Annotated in this window: 12 protein-coding genes; 8 read left to right on the forward strand and 4 right to left on the reverse strand. The window is 46.2% G+C overall.

All coding sequences use genetic code 11. The features are described from left to right. The first annotated feature begins 183 nt into the window (after positions 1-183). The 6 genes from JOD82_RS12320 (at position 184) to JOD82_RS12345 (ending at position 9536) form a co-directional block, all read left to right on the forward strand. Positions 184-2367: an alpha-galactosidase gene (locus JOD82_RS12320; RefSeq protein WP_209949318.1), complete on the forward strand. Its 2184-nt coding sequence runs from the start codon at positions 184-186 to the stop codon at positions 2365-2367. Positions 2368-2488: 121 nt separating this feature from the next. Next, positions 2489-4273 carry a sensor histidine kinase gene (locus JOD82_RS12325; RefSeq protein ID WP_209949320.1) on the forward strand — a complete coding sequence of 595 codons (1785 nt, stop codon included), beginning with the start codon at positions 2489-2491 and terminating at the stop codon, positions 4271-4273. Beyond that, complete coding sequence (locus JOD82_RS12330) at positions 4266-5816, forward strand: response regulator transcription factor (RefSeq protein WP_209949322.1); 1551 nt, start codon at positions 4266-4268, stop codon at positions 5814-5816. The genes JOD82_RS12325 and JOD82_RS12330 overlap by 8 nt, the downstream gene beginning before the upstream one ends. 88 nt (positions 5817-5904) lie before the next feature. Beyond that, positions 5905-6861 carry an ABC transporter permease gene (locus JOD82_RS12335; RefSeq protein WP_029515960.1) on the forward strand — a complete coding sequence of 319 codons (957 nt, stop codon included), beginning with the start codon at positions 5905-5907 and terminating at the stop codon, positions 6859-6861. A 14-nt stretch (positions 6862-6875) separates the two neighbouring features. Continuing rightward, entirely contained in the window at positions 6876-7814 is a 939-nt protein-coding gene (locus JOD82_RS12340) for a carbohydrate ABC transporter permease (protein ID WP_029515959.1), read from the forward strand. Positions 7815-7856: 42 nt separating this feature from the next. Then, positions 7857-9536 (forward strand): ABC transporter substrate-binding protein, encoded by a 1680-nt coding sequence (locus JOD82_RS12345; RefSeq protein WP_209949324.1) that lies wholly within the window; start codon positions 7857-7859, stop codon positions 9534-9536. Positions 9537-9851: 315 nt separating this feature from the next. On the opposite strand, the gene JOD82_RS12350 is transcribed toward JOD82_RS12345, so the two are convergent. From JOD82_RS12350 to JOD82_RS12355, 3 genes are all read right to left on the reverse strand, one after another. After that, entirely contained in the window at positions 9852-11657 is a 1806-nt protein-coding gene (locus JOD82_RS12350; protein ID WP_312887691.1) for a glycosyl hydrolase, read from the reverse strand. Then, positions 11588-11821, reverse strand: coding sequence for a hypothetical protein (locus JOD82_RS29160; RefSeq protein WP_245249026.1), 234 nt, complete (start codon positions 11819-11821; stop codon positions 11588-11590). Before JOD82_RS29160 ends, JOD82_RS12350 begins: the two co-directional genes overlap by 70 nt. 325 nt (positions 11822-12146) lie before the next feature. Then, on the reverse strand, positions 12147-13040 hold the full coding sequence (locus JOD82_RS12355; RefSeq protein WP_209949326.1) for an AraC family transcriptional regulator: 894 nt from the start codon (positions 13038-13040) through the stop codon (positions 12147-12149). A 157-nt stretch (positions 13041-13197) separates the two neighbouring features. Between JOD82_RS12355 and JOD82_RS12360 the strand changes: the two genes are divergently transcribed. Together JOD82_RS12360 and csaA are read left to right on the forward strand one after the other, a co-directional pair. Continuing rightward, complete coding sequence (locus tag JOD82_RS12360; protein ID WP_209949328.1) at positions 13198-14103, forward strand: DMT family transporter; 906 nt, start codon at positions 13198-13200, stop codon at positions 14101-14103. A gap of 56 nt (positions 14104-14159) precedes the next feature. Beyond that, positions 14160-14492, forward strand: a complete 333-nt coding sequence (gene csaA, locus JOD82_RS12365) for a chaperone CsaA (RefSeq protein WP_053324545.1) — start codon at positions 14160-14162, stop codon at positions 14490-14492. 266 nt (positions 14493-14758) lie between these two features. Here csaA and JOD82_RS12370 read toward each other — a convergent pair whose 3' ends face one another. Then, a complete protein-coding gene (locus JOD82_RS12370; protein ID WP_209949330.1) occupies positions 14759-17185 on the reverse strand; it encodes a UvrD-helicase domain-containing protein in 2427 nt (808 codons plus the stop codon). Positions 17186-17480: the final 295 nt, after the last annotated feature.

Genomic DNA, 17480 nt, shown 5'->3' on the forward strand with positions numbered 1-17480 from the left:
ATGTACTTCATATCTAAAGTTAATATATCATTTCTATAGAACCTATTGCGAATATTATGAGGATATTATCAAGCTTTACACCATGTGAACTTAGTTGATGGCTGCTACAAAAAGGTTCTTCTATGTACCTTTTTAGGTGCGGATTTCCGAGAGGTATGATCTAGAGGAAGGGGTTATTTTTCCATGGGTATCATTGTTCAAGAGCAAACGGGGCTGTTTCATTTGCAGTCGTCGGACATGAGTTATATTATTCAGATTGTAGATGGATTTCCTGTACATGTATATTGGGGAGGCAGGCTGAAGCACCGTGAACCCATGGCCGATCTATTGCTTCACACTCCTGCGATGGTTGGATTGGATCGGTTGCCGCAAGAATATCCGCAGTATGGGAGCGGGGACTTCCGTAACCCGGCGTATCAAGTAGAGCTTGAGGATGGAACTCGTATCACGGAGTTAAAGTATAATGGCTACCGAATCACTAAGGGAAAGCCATCATTAACCGGGCTTCCGGCCGTATATACCGAAAATGAAGGCGAAGCGGATACGTTGGAACTGGAGTTACAAGATGACTTTTCAGGCCTTAAAGTTGTTCTTCTTTATACCGTCTTCACGGATCGAAACGTAATCGCTCGTTCGGCTCGTTTGAGTAATGCGGGAGCCAAGAATCTTCGGCTTCTCCGTGCTCTAAGTGCCAGTGTCGATTTTTCAGGTAAAAGCGATTTAGAGTTCATGTATCTTTCGGGAGCATGGGCTCGGGAGGGGAATATTACCCGCAAACCGATTCTTCAAGGTGAAACCCGAATTGATAGTAAAAGGGGCATGAGCAGCCATCAACTCAACCCTTTTGCTGCATTGGTCACTCGGGGAACAACGGAAAGCTATGGTGAGGTATTCGGCTTTAGCCTCGTGTACAGCGGGGGCTTTGAGGCGGGAGCAGAAATAGATTCATTCGGCTCTACACGGTTTAGCATCGGCGTGAACTCCTTTGATTTTTCGTGGTTACTGAGCCCAGGGGAGAGCTTCCAAACGCCAGAAGCCGTTATGGTTTACTCCGGTCAAGGACTGGGAGATATGTCGCGGACGTATCATCGCTTGTATCGGACTCGACTTTGCCGAGGGAAATACCGGGATGAAGAACGCCCTATTCTGGTCAATAACTGGGAAGCTACCTATTTTGACTTCAATGCAGATAAGTTGGTATCGATAGCGAAGGAGGGGGCAGAGCTAGGCATCGAACTTTTTGTCTTAGATGACGGTTGGTTCGGAAAACGGGATTCCGACAATTCGTCTCTCGGCGATTGGTACGAGGATCGTCGGAAGCTGCCAGACGGACTCGCGGATGTCGCGAACCGTATCAATCGGCTGGGCCTTAAGTTCGGGCTCTGGTTTGAGCCAGAGATGATCTCTCCAGACAGCGAGTTGTACCGGGAGCATCCAGATTGGTGCCTTCACGTTCCAGGACGGCGACGCAGTGAAGCCAGATGGCAGTTGGTGCTGGACTATACTCGCAAGGAAGTACGCGATTACATCTACGATTCGCTGGCTGCCATTTTCTCCAGCGCCCCAGTTTCTTACGTGAAATGGGATATGAATCGCTGCCTGACGGAAATCGGTTCCGCAGCTCTGCCGCCGGAGCGCCAATCTGAGACTGCCCATCGCTATGTTCTTGGATTGTATGAGCTGCTGGAGCGCGTCACCACCGAATTTCCGCATATTCTTTTCGAGAGCTGTTCAAGTGGCGGAGGACGTTTTGACCCAGGCATGCTTTACTACATGCCTCAAGTCTGGACTAGTGATAATACCGATGCGGTGGAACGCCTGAAGATTCAATATGGAACTAGCCTTGTCTATCCTGTAAGCGCCACCGGAGCGCATGTGTCAGCAGTTCCGAACCATCAAGTTGGACGCATAACACCCCTTGATTTTCGAGGTGATGTGGCCATGTCCGGAAATTTTGGATATGAGCTTGATCTCACGAAATTCACCGATGAGGAAAAAGAGACGGTCAAACGCCAAATCGCAGTATATAAGCAGATACGTGACTTAGTTCAGAAAGGTGACTTGTATCGTCTAAAGAGCCCGTTTGAAGATAACGAATCGGCTTGGATGTTTGTTTCTGAAGACCAAGAGGATGCCATCGTCTACTATTTCCAAGTGATGGCTGTCCCGAACGCGCCTTGGCGAGCCCTCCGCCTTGACGGACTTAATCCAGAACTCGAATATGAAGTTCAGTCAGGAAATAGCGGGCAAAAGTCTATCCATGGGGGGGATAGGCTTATGAAGTTGGGGCTTCCTCTTGTCTACAGACAGAAAGACTATGAAAGTGGATGGTTCAGGCTCCGGGCAATAAGGTCCGGCAAGGTCTAAAGGATCAGTACAACAGTAAACTGCCAAAAGAGAAAAAACAATCGATTAGGTTATGCCCCTTTTTATATGAAAAGGGGCATTTTGCGCGTAGCAGCCGCACTGATCTGAGAGGGGGGAAGCCTTGTTTTTTATACGAATGATGAATGACATGAAACTGAGGAAGAAAATGACGCTTACATTCATTTCGGTAGCCGTTCTTCCCTTGCTGTTATGCGGTCTGTTTCTGACCGGGAGGCTTCGAGAGATTGTCATTAAGAACGCCTTTATGCAAGCATCCAACAATGTTGAAAGGGTCCGAAATCGTACAGGAGAACTGATTAAAGTTCCGCTGGACATCTCGTACCGGCTAACCAATGACAGCCGGATGAAGATGGTGGCCAGCCAAAAGTATAACAGCTACCTCGAAGTCATTCAGGCATACCGGGGGTATACGGATATTCGTGACTACCTCCAGTTATACAAAGAGATATCCGGCATCCGTGTCTATGTCGCTAATCCAGGAGCGCTTAACAATTGGGAATTTATCCAGCCTGACGATACGATCACAACCGCAGATTGGTACAAGGAGGCTATAGATCAGAAAGGTTTGGCCGGATGGGATTTAATCAAGGATGAGAGGGACGGTTCCGATTATCTCAGTCTAATTCGTTCATTCTCAGTGGATTCACTAGAGCGAAAAGGAGTTCTGGTCATGAATGTAAACAAGCGCCAATTAAATTCAATCCTAGAGCAGGAATCGTTCCCTACCTTGATCGTAGATAACCGAAATCAGATCGTCGCGTCTAATGAAGTAAAGTTGTTCGGGAAGAATCTTTCCGAAATTCATGCTGACGAAAATATACTTTTTAATCAGGAAGGAAGTTACAACACGTTCATCAACGGAAAAGCGTCAAAAGTGGTTATTGCAAATCTAATTCCACAGAACAGCTGGAACGGACTTCGCGTCATTTCCATCTTTTCCGTTTCAGAGATCACCCGCGATGCCAATCAAGTGATATGGCTTGGCGGAATCGTGATCACGGCCAGCCTGATGTTTGCAGTCTTACTTATCTATGCTTCTGCTTCGCTATTATCCAGAAGGCTTCTCCGCTTGAGCAAACATATGACCAAAGTTGGCGCGGGCTCATGGGAAACATTTCTCCATATCGACGGAAAAGATGAAGTCGGTATACTATCAAGGCAATTTAACGCGCTCGTCAGCAGCGTGAACAATTTGGTGCAGGAGGTCCAAGAAACGAATCGTCAGAAAAATCTCGTAGAGCAAAGACAAAACGAGATCAAATTTAAAATGCTGGCCAGCCAGATTAACCCGCACTTTCTCTTCAATTCGTTGGAATCCATCAGAATGGAGGCCCACATTCGCAAACAGGACGATATTGCTGAGGCAGTATGGCAGCTGAGCACGTTGCTTCGCAGCAGTCTGGAGGCTGGTAATGATAAGATTCCGCTACGCAAAGAACTTGAGCGGGTTAGCTGTTATCTTGATCTTCAAAAGTTTCGATATGAAGACCGTTTGAATTATCGTTTAACGGTTGATCCGAATTTGGAGGAGATGTTGGTCCCGCCGTTGATTATTCAACCTTTGGTGGAGAATTCTATTGTGCATGGCCTGGATAACCGAGCAGAAGGAGCTGTCATTGAAGTGAAAGTAAAGGAAATCCTGGAGGGGGTCCGAGTTATGGTACGTGATAACGGGGCCGGTTTCACGGCCGATCGTCTCGCTCTTGTACGGGAAGAGCTTGCTGCATCCCTACATGAACAGGAGGTCCAGCGGATTGGATTGCGAAACGTAAACGATCGTCTCGTCTTACTGTATGGGGCTTCTAGTGCCTTAAAAATCGAGAGCGAGCCTGGGAAAGGCACTTGTATTCAGTTTTTCATTCCTGGAGGGAATCCAAATGATTAAGGTAGTGATCGTTGATGATGAACCGAAGCTTCGTCAAGGCCTTCAAACGCTGATTCCATGGGAAAGTCTCGGATTTACCGTTATTGCTGCGGCAGCTAATGGAAAAGAAGCATTGAAAGTCATTGAGGAAAAGACTCCCGATGTCGTAATTGTCGATATCCGCATGCCGGTTATGGATGGTTTACAGTTGATTGAGCACTTGACATCTGACGGTCATCATTTGCATTTTATGATTCTCAGTGGATATGCCGACTTCGAGTATGCCAAACAAGCGATCAAATACGGGGTTGTCGGCTATCTCCTTAAACCGGTGGACGTCGCTGAAATGTCGGCCAACTTAAAGCGGATACGCGAGCGGATTGAAGAGGAGCGACTTCAAGGAGAGTGGCGTGAGAGGGAGATTATGAGTCGTGATTTTTGCCTGCATAGCCTGCTCATCCCGCAAGAGAAAACTGAGGATCCTGCCAAATTGAGAAGTAAGGCAAAAGAAGCGGATTTGTTGTGGACCAGCTATGAAGTCGTAGTCGTCTACCCGCGTGTTTCTGAAGTGGATCGTGCCGATGTGGTAAATCGGCTTTCGATTGAGTTAAAACCAAAGATAGAAGGGCAGATGATGGGGCTTGTAACTGTGATTCCCCCGTATACGGTTCTTCTGCTCAACGAGCTGCTGCGCGGGAGAAAACGACGTGAAAGTCTGTATAACGAGATTCGTAACGCCGTGGGTAATGTACGGTTCGTTGCTGCAACCGGAGGGGGAGTGTCTGTTCCCCAAGATATTTGCAAATCTTTTTTTAAGGCCCAGAAAGCAGTAAAACAAGCTTTTTTCAGCGAGAAGAACCGACTGATAGATCCGTATCCTCTCTTTTCGTCCTCGCTGGATTCTCCCCGATTGTCCGTCAATAAAGCCGAAGAAATGATGGAGGATTTCATCTTCCGCCTGTATTACAGTCTGGAGGTAGGAAACCAGGCTATAGTACTATCGTTGTTGAAAGAGGCGGCAGCATTTTTTCTCAAACAGGGGCAAGATGAGAAATCTGTTAAAGAATCCTTCTTCTTTCTGTCCAATGCAGTCATTCACAAGCTGACCGCGGGTTTCTGCATTGAGTTGAAAGAGACGGAAGCAGTTTCCCGCTTTTTGAATGGGATATACCAGCATGATAACCTAGATGATCTTTTGGAAGAGACCCACCGTTTCCTACTAGCATTGGGAAAAGACTCCGAACACCGTGGAAAGGAGCAGGAATTCAAGAAAATGGTCGACTTCATTCATAGGCATTATGCGGACAATCTGAGGCTGGAAACGCTAGCCGGACTACTAAACTACAGTACCGCCTATTTAGGCCAGCTTTTCAAGAACAAGACTGGGGAGTACTTCAACACCTATCTGGACCGAGTCCGCATCCAAAAGGCCAAGGAGCTGCTGGATCAGGGAATGAAAGTATACGAAGTCGCTGAAAGCGTGGGCTATACAAGCGTCAACTACTTTTACAGCAAATTCAAAAGGTACGAAGGCCGTTCACCATCGGAATATAGAAATCCATAATTTGTGTATGATTTTTTCCGAAATCCGTTGTATGGGCGCGGACTCCTCTCTGTTTTATGATGGATTTTAAGAGAGGGGATGAAAAAAAATGAAAGCGGTAACAGTGGTTTCGGAAAAGGCATACAAAAAGACGGAGAGGAATGCTTGGAAGGTATTTAAAAGCCAGAGGTATCTTTACTACATGTCCATTCCGTTTGTTATTTGGGTTTTTGTCTTCCAGTATTTGCCGCTATGGGGCTGGACAATGGCCTTTCAAAAATATAAACCCGGTTTGAGTTTTTTTGAGCAAAAGTGGGTGGGCTTGGAGCATTTTCGTACTTTGTTCCGAGATGATCATTTCTACCAAGTGCTGCGGAACACGCTGGCTATGAGTCTTATGGGACTGATCGCCGGTTTTATCGTGCCGGTTGTCTTTGCTTTACTGCTCAACGAGGTTCGTATCCAGGTTATAAAACGATTTGTTCAGACGGTATCTTATCTGCCGCACTTTGTTTCATGGGTGGTTGCTGCAGGCATTGTCACCAAAATGCTTTCAGCGGATGGCGGTGTCGTGAATGATATGTTCATGGGTCTAGGCATCATCGAACAGCCGATCCAGTTTATGGCCCAAGGTAAATTATTTTGGTGGGTTGTAACCTTCGGAGACATCTGGAAGGAAACAGGTTGGAACGCCATTATTTATCTGGCTGCCATCGCCGGTATTGGTCCTGAATTATACGAGGCTGCGCGGGTCGACGGCGCTAGCCGATTCCGGCAAATGTGGCATATCACGCTGCCAGGGATCCGGCCGACCATTATCATCCTCCTGATTATGTCTATTGGTCATTTGCTCGGTACGGGATTCGAGAAACAATTTTTGCTGGGCAATCACCTGGTCATTGATTACTCTGAAGTACTTGATTTGTATGCGCTTAATTATGGTCTGGCGATGGGACGTTACTCTTTCGGAACGGCAATTAATATCTTTAATTCGGTGATAAGCCTGATCCTATTGTTTGCGGCTAACGGAATCTTTAAGCGCTATACCAACGAGAGTATTATGTAGGGAGGATAAAGGACATGGAGGCTGTCAAAAGCAGTACGCCAGTCGGCCGATTAAACAACTGGCTTAAGGCGAAATCACCACAAGATCGAATCTTAGAAGTCGTTGTTTATCTTTTCATGATTGTGGTAACCGTTCTAACAATCTATCCGTTCTTAAATGTACTGGCTATCTCTTTTAATGATTCGGTAGATACCATTAGAGGGGGAATCACCATCTGGCCAAGACAATTTACGTTGAAGAATTACGATTTGATTTTCACCTATGAGGGGTTAATCACTGGATTCAAGATCTCCTTTCTGCGGACCGTCATTGGCACCGTAGCGGGCTTGGCCAGCGGTTCGATGCTTGCGTATACGCTTGCACGAAGTGACTTTCAAGCTCGAAGGTTCATCTCAATCTTTCTTGCCGTCACCATGTATGTTTCCGGGGGATTAATCCCAGGTTTTATCTTGATGAAGGAATTGCATTTGATTGATACATTTGCCGTCTATATTTTACCCGGCCTTGTAAGTGCGTTTAATGTCTTCATTATTCGTTCCTTCATTGATGGTCTGCCTTATGCGTTGCAAGAATCAGCTAAGCTAGATGGTGCCAACGATTTCACGATATATTGGCGCGTTATTCTTCCTCTTTGCAAACCAGCATTAGCGACCGTAGCGCTCTTCTTGGCAGTAGGGCAATGGAACTCTTGGTTCGATACTTATCTGTTTAATGGGTCTAACGAATCGTTGACGACCCTTCAATATGAATTGATGAAAATTTTGCAGAGTACTACAACGAGCGCAACCAATTCTCAGGATGCTGCCAATATGGCTGAGCGTATGGCACAAGTGTCTCCGGAATCGGTCAAAATGGCAATCACCATCATTGTTACAGTCCCGATTCTTATCGTCTATCCTTTTCTACAAAAGTATTTTGTTAAAGGTATGACGCTTGGAGCGGTAAAAAGCTAAAACGAAGCAGCAAACATTCATTATACAGGGAGGTTTCGCTCCATGAAGTCAAGAAAAAACAGAATGATCGTATCTTTCGTAATGTCACTGACTTTAGTGGCGACCCTTGCAGGGTGCAGCGGTAATAATCCGTCCGAGGCTACCAAGGCCGTAACAACGGGTGACATCACGCTTACTTATTTTTCGGAAGACTCCAGCACAAATTGGAATGGCATGAAGGATGAAGTCGGTAAGGTCATCGCTGAAAAAACTGGAGTAACCCTTGATGCTGAATTCGCTGTCGGTGACCCGGTCCAAAAGATTTCATTGATTGCTGCCACAGGAAACTATCCTGATTTAATCGCTGCTAAGGCGGATGTTGGCAAACTTGTCGATGCTGGCGCAATCATTGATCTGACGGATTTGATCGACAAGCATGCACCAAACATCAAAAAAATGCTGGGTGACAAGCTTGTTCGAACAAAGTACAGTTTGGACGACCCATCAATCTATGTGATTCCAACTTGGTCTGCTGTCGAAGAGAAAAAAATCAAACCCGACGTAGGATTTAAACTCCAACACCGTGTCGTCAAGGAAGCGGGATACCCAGACATTCGTACGGTACAGGATTTTGAAAAAGTCATTAAGGACTATCTAACCAAGCATCCGACGGATGAAAATGGCAACAAAAATATCGGACTGTCCCTAAATGCGGACGATTGGCATATGTACCAGGTAACGAACTCAGGATTCCAAACAACTGGGGGACCAGACGATGGCGAATACTACATCGATCAAAAAACACACCAAGCGACTTATCATTTCCGTCGACCGGAAGAAAAAGAATATTTTCGCTGGTTGAATCACATGAATGCCATTGGATTACTTGATCCGGAAAGCTTTGTGCAAAAGACTGACCAGTTTAAAGCGAAAGTGGCTTCAGGTCGCGTACTGGGCCTGGCCGATCCGGAATGGGACTATGGCGACGGACAAAATGCGCTGAAGGCGGAGGGCAAATTCGATCAGACTTACGGTCATTATCCAGTTACCATGAGCAAGGAGTACAAGGATACCAACTTCTGGCTGCCTGGTTTTGATGGGGGGTACGGAATCTCAATCTCTAGCAAATGCAAGGATCCGGTACGCGCTATCCAGTTTCTCGACTTTCTAGCATCGGAAGAGGGGCAAGTCCTGAATAACTGGGGAATTGAAGGAAAGCATTACACGATGAAAGACGGCAAACGGACGATTACTCCGGCTGTACTTGAACGGATAAACAATGACAATGCGGCTTTCCAAAAAGAGTCTGGAATCGGCCTATATTGGAACTTGTCGGTCCATTATGGTGATGGCATCGAGGACTCAACCGGCAACTATTTCACTCGTAGTTATCCAGAACTGCTGACAGCGACTTACAATAAGTCGGAGAAGGAAGTTCTTAAGGCTTATAAGATCGAGCACTGGAAAGATCTATTCCCGAAGGAAGAGGAATTTCCGCCTAGAGCATACGGAGCAGCATATACAATGTCTCTTCCCAATGACGATCCGGCTGTTATTCTTGGAGCCAAGATGAAGGATATTACATGGAAACGAATTCCGGAAGCTGTCATGACTAAACCGGAAAACTTCGACAAGGTTTGGGATGCCTATATGGCAGAACTAGAGAAAGCTGGAGTGCAAGAAATGGAACAATCCTTTACCAAGCATATTCAAAACCGGATTAAGCTATGGTCCACCAATTAATTCGTTTTGCATAAAGAACGGGTCCGTTTCCACTTTCCAATTGGAGAGGAGACGGTCCTTTTTCATTAAGGTTTGCTATAGATTGCATTCGTTCAAGTTACAAACCAACAGCGGCCGCCTCGGTTATTTTCTGAGGTGGCCACTGTTCGTTAGGGGCAGGCTTATGCGTTACTTTGGTGCTGGGTGGGACGGTAAAGTTGCGGGCACGTTCAAAGTAATTACCAATTTGTCGACGTTGTTATCAGAATCCAGCCACATACCCAAAGTCCGAAAATCTGCTACCTTCCGTGATAAGGTGAGCCCTGTAAGAGCGCCTTACTCCGCTTCATTCTTGGAGGAAGTAAATAGGTCTTGAGGAAGCTCATCCCTCGTGATCACGTAATCGCTGTTGAACACTTTTATGAGATGATCCAGGGAGTTATATTGTCCATTGCGGACGAAATCGCCCGTCCATGTGGTGAAAAAGAGCCAATGCGCTGAATATGCTTGAAGCAATTCAGGATCGCCAATCGGGCCGTTTTCGGACAGACCAACCAGCTTCTTGTCTTGCACGAGATTTACCAAGCTGTCATACTTGCCGATACTTGGACCGTAATTAGCCGCCGGGTTGTAGATATCCACACTTACAATATCGACGACATCGTCCCCCGGATACCATTCGGGGCTCTCGGAGTTCCATACCCAGATCAGATTGTTTAGGTGATGGTAGTGTGTTAGACGGTCGTACATGATACGGTACAGCTGCTTTGCGGAGTCTGGCCCTTGGGCGCCCCACCAAAACCATCTGCCTTCCGCCTCGTGCAGTGGTCTCCACAGCACCGGAACGTGAGCGTCTTGAAGACGTTTCAACTGAGCGGCAATGGCATCAATGTCCCGCAGGATAAGCTGATATTCTTCCGACTCGGGATGATTAAGCGCATATTGAACGTCGAATGTAGTCGCCTCGGTGTAAAATCCGCGGTACCATTCTTTGCCTGGAATGTCATGTAGACCCTTAGGGGCATTCCAGTGCCATACAAACGTGACAATTCCACCTTCTTTGGCCCATTGGATCGCCTTGTCCACCTCAGTTGAGGTGGCACCATGCTCGACGCGAGAGGGGGAGTAATCCATCATGTCCGTTGACAACATCGCAGGATACTTTCCAGTCTGGTCTTTAATCCACTGGGCATCCTCAAGAGTGTGCTGACCGGAAAGAATTTTGTCCCCGTAAACATCCACGAGATAACCCATGAGTGCCTCGGTTTCCATAGTCGCATCCGGGTTTACCGGCTTTTTCTCAATCTGATGCAGTTTCAGGGGGAGCACTGCTGACAGCTTGATGTAGTCGATATGATACTGGCCCAAGTCGGGATTGAACTGTATTGTATTGTTTCCCGAATTCAGCATGAGTTTACCGCCGGATACCTCGGTATTGCTTGCTGTTGTCGGAAGGGATATTTCGCTTGTCTGACCGTTGACCACCATATGGGTCTTTTTGTCACTATTAGGATTACTGTAACCGATTGCAAGATTGTAAAGGCCACTTGAAGCTGCGTCATAGGCAAGGGTTAACGACCCTGTGCCTTTAAAGGCTGCGTAGCCGGTACCAGAATAGCCCGTGCTGGCGGTTTCGGTGCTGACCTCACCAGTAATGACTCCGTCTTCGGCTTCAATTTTGCTGTTTGTAGCAGGTAAACTGGCGAATTCAACCTTCACGTATTCGATCCCGTAATATCCCCAGCCTCTTGAAAAAGTAACCTCGTTTGTACCGGCATTCAACATGATCTTGCTTACCAACTTCTCGTTTACAACCGCACCTCCCGGAGGGGGAACCAGCGTTATGCTTTCAGCCATTGTACCATTGACCTCGAAGCTGGTATCCTTGGAGCCGGTGTTCGCCGGAATATAGTAACCGAGGCTCAGCTTATATAGACCTGCTGTCGGCACATTCACTTTAAACGTAGCCGTCCCGTCAGACTTGCCCGAATTTGGGTCATAATCATAAAAGAAGGATACATAGCCGTCGCCTTTATAAAGTGTATCGCCTGTATAGGGAGTATCCCGTTTTTCTACGCCGTAACCTTGAATAATTGCATCCTTGGAGCTGACAACTGTAGGAGGAGATTTGCCATTAGTGATAAATCTTGACTTGCACCCATCGTCGTTTCATCTTCAACTTCGGTGACCAAGTTAGTTGATTCTGCTTTTGCTAAGCTTGGAATTAAATCGAGAGATACCAACAAAAAACATAAGAGAACAAAACTAAGAATACCAAAAAACCTTCTTTTCCACGGATCTGGCATATGACTCACTCCTTGAATTAGATGTTACCGTCTTAATTGTCCTGCGGCGCAGCTTGAAGAAATCGTTTTCAAAAATAAAAAAATTAAATAATAAACAACTGCTTCCATAATCCCATCTTTATTTGTATGCGTTTTCAATATTTCCTTTTAAGTTTTTTAGTTCATCACCTCGCTTTAATTTCATCATAAATTAGAGGCGAGGCAGGAACCATACAATGAATTTCGGAAGAAATCATCCTTAAATTATGGATTTTTAACTCCGATGGTAAACAAACTTCATATCTTCTGAATTTGTCTGGGCGAAATTTGCTGAACGAATTCTTCCTTAATTGATGAATTCATTTCTAAATTTCCGGAATTCTTTAGGTGTTTTTTTATGATGTTTCTTAAAAGACTGAATGAAGTGATTTACATGATTGAACCCCACTCTGTGGGCTATTTCAGTTATTGTAGAATCTGTTGAAATTAATAACTCGCTACTTTTCTTGATACGGTACTTAATTAAGTAGTCGTAAGGTGTCATATGAATAGTTCTCTTAAAACTACGAGTGCATTCCGAAATACTTAAATGTGCTATAGCAGCAATTTCTTGCAGTGTTATATTGTCTGAGTAGTTTTGATGGATAAAGCTGAGCATTAATTGAAGTCGCTCCTGTTGCAATTTCATGTATTTAGGTGCTTCCTCAGAAGACAGCGAAATATTAGATATTAAGACTAACCATAATTGTACCGTTTTGATGGAAACCTCGTATTCCCAGCCCCATTTTTTTTTCATATCAAATTTCTGTTTCATATCCCAAAGCATTTGCAGTATTTGAATTTGCCATTCAACATCTCCTTTGATTACGAATGACAATAAGAGAGAGTTTGTATAAGGCAGTACATAATTTTTTTCCATCGCACTATCTGCATAAAAGGCCAACAGCTTCTCAGGGAAATTAAAACTGACATATTGACCGTTATGTGTAAGGTGTGTAGTAACGTGAAGAACACCCTTATTAATTAAAATGGCCTGACCTGTTTCTAATTCATGATCAATCCCGTTAACTTGTATCACTAGCTTTCCTTTGGTAACCAAAGTGATTTGTAGTTCCTCATGCCAATGTAAATCGTTGAATCCTCTACCTTCAGGATTACTTGCATGAATAGTATGGGTGTACATGATGTATGGAAATGAAACATCGGGATATAGAATGGTCTCATGCAATTGTTTTTCCATTTTAGCGAGGTCCTTTCTGATGACGATATTTCTATATAAATTAAAGATATAGTCACACAAATAAAATAAAAGTGGTGATATTATTATACCAGATCTTCGGCTTATCATTACAATCCTGTGCACAGGCGATTGGATAAGACATCTTGGAGGCGTACATGTGAAAATAAATCAATCGTCGTTACCGTTTCATCCGTATATTTTGCTTTTAATCAGCATACTGTCTGTTTCTATCTCATCCATCATGATAAAATCCTCAGATACTCCAACCTCTGTGGCTGGGATGTACAGATTGTATATGTCAGTACTCATAATGCTTCCTTTTGTGCCTTGGAAAATGTTCCGTTCCTTAGAAATGAACAAAAAAGATTGGAGTACCGTTTTCATAGCTGGTCTTTTTCTCGGGTTATATTTCTTATTCTGGATGGAATCTTTAGTATATACCTCAGTTGCGAGCTCCATGGTCATTCTATCGTTACAGCCTTTATTTGTAATGATGGGTTCATACTTTATGTTCAGAGAACGAGCAAACATATTGACCATTCTTTGTTTGATCGCCGCTCTTGTCGGTTCAATCATTATAGCTTGGGGAGACATTGGGATTTCGAGAGAGGCATTAATCGGAGATGGATTATCTTTAGTAGGAACAATTTTGGTTTCAGCATATATGTTGGCAGGACAGAAAGTAAGCCACAAAATAAATGCAAATGTATATAGTGTTATTGTTTTTTTTATTGGTGGCAGCGTCATGCTGGTCTACAATTTGTTGAATCATTATGCCTTGATCGAATATGACTCGTCGGATTGGGTGTATTTCTTTTTACTTGCAGTAATTCCAACTATTTTTGGACAATATATTTTTAATCTGTTGTTGAAATCAATGGGTGCAACTACAGTCTCAGTTGGTATTATTGGAGAGCCTGTTCTTGCCATAATTCTCGCCTACTTATTCTTGGGAGAAATAATCTCTGCATTTCAATTCATAGGTGGAATCATGACTTTATTTGGTATGGGGATGTATTTTTGGGCAGAATCTTTAAAGTATACTACGGTTGCAAAATATTAAATTTGAAATTCATTATCGCGAAATTGAATAAAACAATCGATGAGGAGAATGTTTAGATGGCAACGATTGATGATTTTTTGAAACTAGATATTCGAGTTGGAACCATCATTAAAGCTGAGTTTTTTGCAGAAGCAAAAGTACCTGCTATTAAACTTGAAATTGATTTTGGACAAGATATCGGAATAAAAGCTTCGAGTGCACAAATTACAAAAAGATATGTGGCTGAAGATATTATAGGGGAACAAATCATAGGTGTAGTCAACTTTCCACCTCGACGGATAGCAGGCTTTAAGTCAGAGGTATTGGTCCTTGGAGGAATTCCTGAAAAGGGGGATGTGGTTCTATTGAAACCGGATATCAAACTACCTAACGGAACACCTATTGGGTGATAGAGCGCTTGTTTAATCATTAAAATATATAACTTCACAACAGGCAAGGCATTGAACTAACGGGATACGATTCTTCAATAGCAAGTTGAAATAGATAGCGGCAGACTAGGACTTTATTTTCACGTCCTAGTCTGCCGCTTTTTATTTTATTGGTCTGTCTAAAGCTTATTTGATTCATTAAAATCTGCAACAGTTAGGCTGGAAATCACGAGTGTCACCAGTCCAGTAAAAGCACAGTTCTCCAATACCAGCTATACGCCTTATACCTATCTGGCTGGGATGCTGCGTGTCCCCTCTGTCATCGGGGAGGCGCAGAGCGGGCACACCGGCGGCGTGCCCGTGCTAGCCGCGCTTGTACGGCGTCCGCTTGTTGTGTCGCGCCGCATCCACGCTTTGCAGGCGCCGTCGGTGCATTTCCACACGGGCACGCTGATGCGTGGCTCCGCCGGAGACCCTGCCACCGACGAGGTCGTCCGTACCGCAGCGCTGCCTGGTCCCGGCCTGCTGCTCACGCGGGTCGCTGTGCCAGACGCTGGCGATCCAGCGCCAGCACGGTTGCTATACCCGGAAGCACCCTTCGGTTGGCCGAAGCTGCCGCGGCGCGTTTCTGGCTTGGAAGCCTCAGGAGTGACTCCATAGGCTTCCAGCAGGAAGCGTGACACGGCGGCAGGCTTGCCATGATTAGAGGCGGGAGAGGTGATGTATAGCGACTCCTTCGCCCGGGTGACGGCCACATAAGCGAGGCGGCGCTCTTCTTCAAGCGCTGCCTCGTTATCCACAGCGGTAGTCGGGGCGGCGCCTGCCCGCCGATCCTCCGGAAGCTCGCTGTGCAGCGCCGAGCTGTGCGGCAGAATGCCTTCGCTGGCTCCGATCCAATATACGCAAGGGAATTCCAGCCCTTTGGCGCGGTGGATCGTCATGAGCCGAACTGCATCGCTGTCTTCTTCTCTGCGCAGCGATTCCATTTGGCGGTGACGCTCGGAAAGCTCGTCCGCAAAGCTGACGAACGCCTCCACGGTGTCAAACCGCTTGGCTGCCGTTTCGAGCTCCTCCAGACTTTCTTGCATCGTTTCCTTATAATGAGTCCACGCGCCCGTATCTCCGCTTTCCAAATATTTGTCATAAAAGACGCGCCGCATTTCTTGAATGGCATAGGCAGGTTTCATTGTAGTGAGACTGCGAATCAGACGAATACGCTCTTTCACCTGCTCACGCTGAAAATCACGTAGTCGATCCCAGCGGCTGAGATGAATCAGCGGGTATTTTTTAGCCTGCTGTTTCTCCTCGCGCATAATCCATTCCATCCCCGCCTCACGGGATACGTACAGCGGCCCGAGGGTGCTCGGAATGGATTCCATACGCCGGGGATTTAGCGACAAGCGGAGGTGATCCATTAAGGGACGAATCAGGGACTGATCATAAAATACAGCCCCTGCTCCGTACTGAATAAATGGGACATCCCGCATAATTAATTGCTCAAAAATAGATCGGCTTCCGCTGGCTGTCCGGTGCAAAATAGCGATATCCCGGTAGCGCAGCCGACCTTCCTCTACCTGCCCGAGTAGATGAGTAACAATATGCCCCGCTTCCTCCTCGGGTCCGGATGGGGTGGCAAACTGCGGCGGCAAGCCTTCACGCCCGGCAGCCGAAAGACGTTTGGAGCGTCGATGGACATTTTTGGCGACAATGTTAGAGCCCAGCCCCAAAATCCGCGCATCGCTGCGATAATTAATATCCAGGGTAATGACCTTTGCATCCTTATAAACCTTGTCAAACTCCAGAATGGATTCCTGGCGTGCCCCATTAAAGGTATAGATCGTCTGATCATCATCCCCGACGACCATCAGATTGCGATGTCGGGCAGCCAATCGCTGCACCATCTCATATTGCAGGGCATTCGTATCCTGAAATTCATCGACCATGATATGTGAAAAACGCCGCTGAAGCGGCTGAAGCACATCCGGGTCACGCAACAGTGCGGAGGCACGCAGCAGAATATCGTCAAAATCCATTTTATTGCGTTCCTGTTTCCACGCTTCATAAGCGAGCATGGCACGTTTGGCATCCGATTCCTCGCGCACGCTTTCCGGCAGCTCGTCCGCGCTGCGGCCTTCCGCTTTCCAGGCGGAGAGGGCAGACAGCAGGCTTTCCGGCTGGAAAGCCTCGCTGAGCCCAAGCTGACGCAGCATCATTTTCATGACGGTATGCTGGGCCTGCGTTTCACCGAACACTTCATCTTGCACGCCACGATGACGCAGCATCGCCAAAGCGAATGAGTGAAACGTGCGTGCCTGAACTGCACGTGCAGCGGCAGGGCGCACACCGGGTAATCCTGCGATGCGCAGTTTCATTTCGGCAGCTGCCTTGCTGGTGAAGGTCACCAGTAGAATGGACGATGCAGGGACATCACGCATCGCCATGAGGTAGCCTGCGCGGGCAGCCAGCACTGTGGTTTTGCCGCAGCCCGCCCCTGCAAGGGTCAGAAGGGGGCCTTTGCCGTGGCGGACGGCCTGGATCTGCGGGCGGTTCAGGTGAATGCCGGCGTTCTCTAAAGCACGAAAATAGGCAGAGTCTTGGTCGGTGTCGGGCACCAGCGTCATACTGGTATCCATGGAAGCACGACGTGCCTGAGGGCTCGACGTTGAATAAGGAACCCCGATGGGTCGGGGGTAAAAAGAAGGATTTGGGTCCATAATCCTGAAACCCCTTTCGTTCTTAAAATCTTCCATTTTCACAAATGGGGGTAGTTTTTGGTATGATAGAGTTCTAGTCAGCTTTAGCTGACGATAAGAACAAGGCGATGGACTAAAATAATGCTGAAATTCATGCGGATCTTGCCGGAGCGACAGAACGTCAATACGTTGACGCTAATGCCTATAGCCTTCAATCAGGCGATATGACCGCATTCCATTATACAGGAGTTCGAGGTTAGCCAACAGAAAAAAACTTTGGGATATACGGACGGTACAGTGAAATCCGGCTGGATAT

Source organism: Paenibacillus sp. 1182 (genome assembly GCF_017833915.1).
GTDB classification, from domain to species: Bacteria; Bacillota; Bacilli; order Paenibacillales; family Paenibacillaceae; genus Paenibacillus; species Paenibacillus polymyxa_D.

Coding starts and splice junctions, on each gene's coding strand:
- JOD82_RS12320 (WP_209949318.1), top strand. CDS start 184: ATGGGTATCATTGTTCAAGAGCAAACGGGGCTGTTTCATTTGCAGTCG.
- JOD82_RS12330 (WP_209949322.1), top strand. CDS start 4,266: ATGATTAAGGTAGTGATCGTTGATGATGAACCGAAGCTTCGTCAAGGC.
- JOD82_RS12335 (WP_029515960.1), top strand. CDS start 5,905: ATGAAAGCGGTAACAGTGGTTTCGGAAAAGGCATACAAAAAGACGGAG.
- JOD82_RS12340 (WP_029515959.1), top strand. CDS start 6,876: ATGGAGGCTGTCAAAAGCAGTACGCCAGTCGGCCGATTAAACAACTGG.
- JOD82_RS12345 (WP_209949324.1), top strand. CDS start 7,857: ATGAAGTCAAGAAAAAACAGAATGATCGTATCTTTCGTAATGTCACTG.
- JOD82_RS29160 (WP_245249026.1), bottom strand. CDS start 11,821: ATGCCAGATCCGTGGAAAAGAAGGTTTTTTGGTATTCTTAGTTTTGTT.
- JOD82_RS12355 (WP_209949326.1), bottom strand. CDS start 13,040: ATGGAAAAACAATTGCATGAGACCATTCTATATCCCGATGTTTCATTT.
- csaA (WP_053324545.1), top strand. CDS start 14,160: ATGGCAACGATTGATGATTTTTTGAAACTAGATATTCGAGTTGGAACC.
- JOD82_RS12370 (WP_209949330.1), bottom strand. CDS start 17,185: ATGGACCCAAATCCTTCTTTTTACCCCCGACCCATCGGGGTTCCTTAT.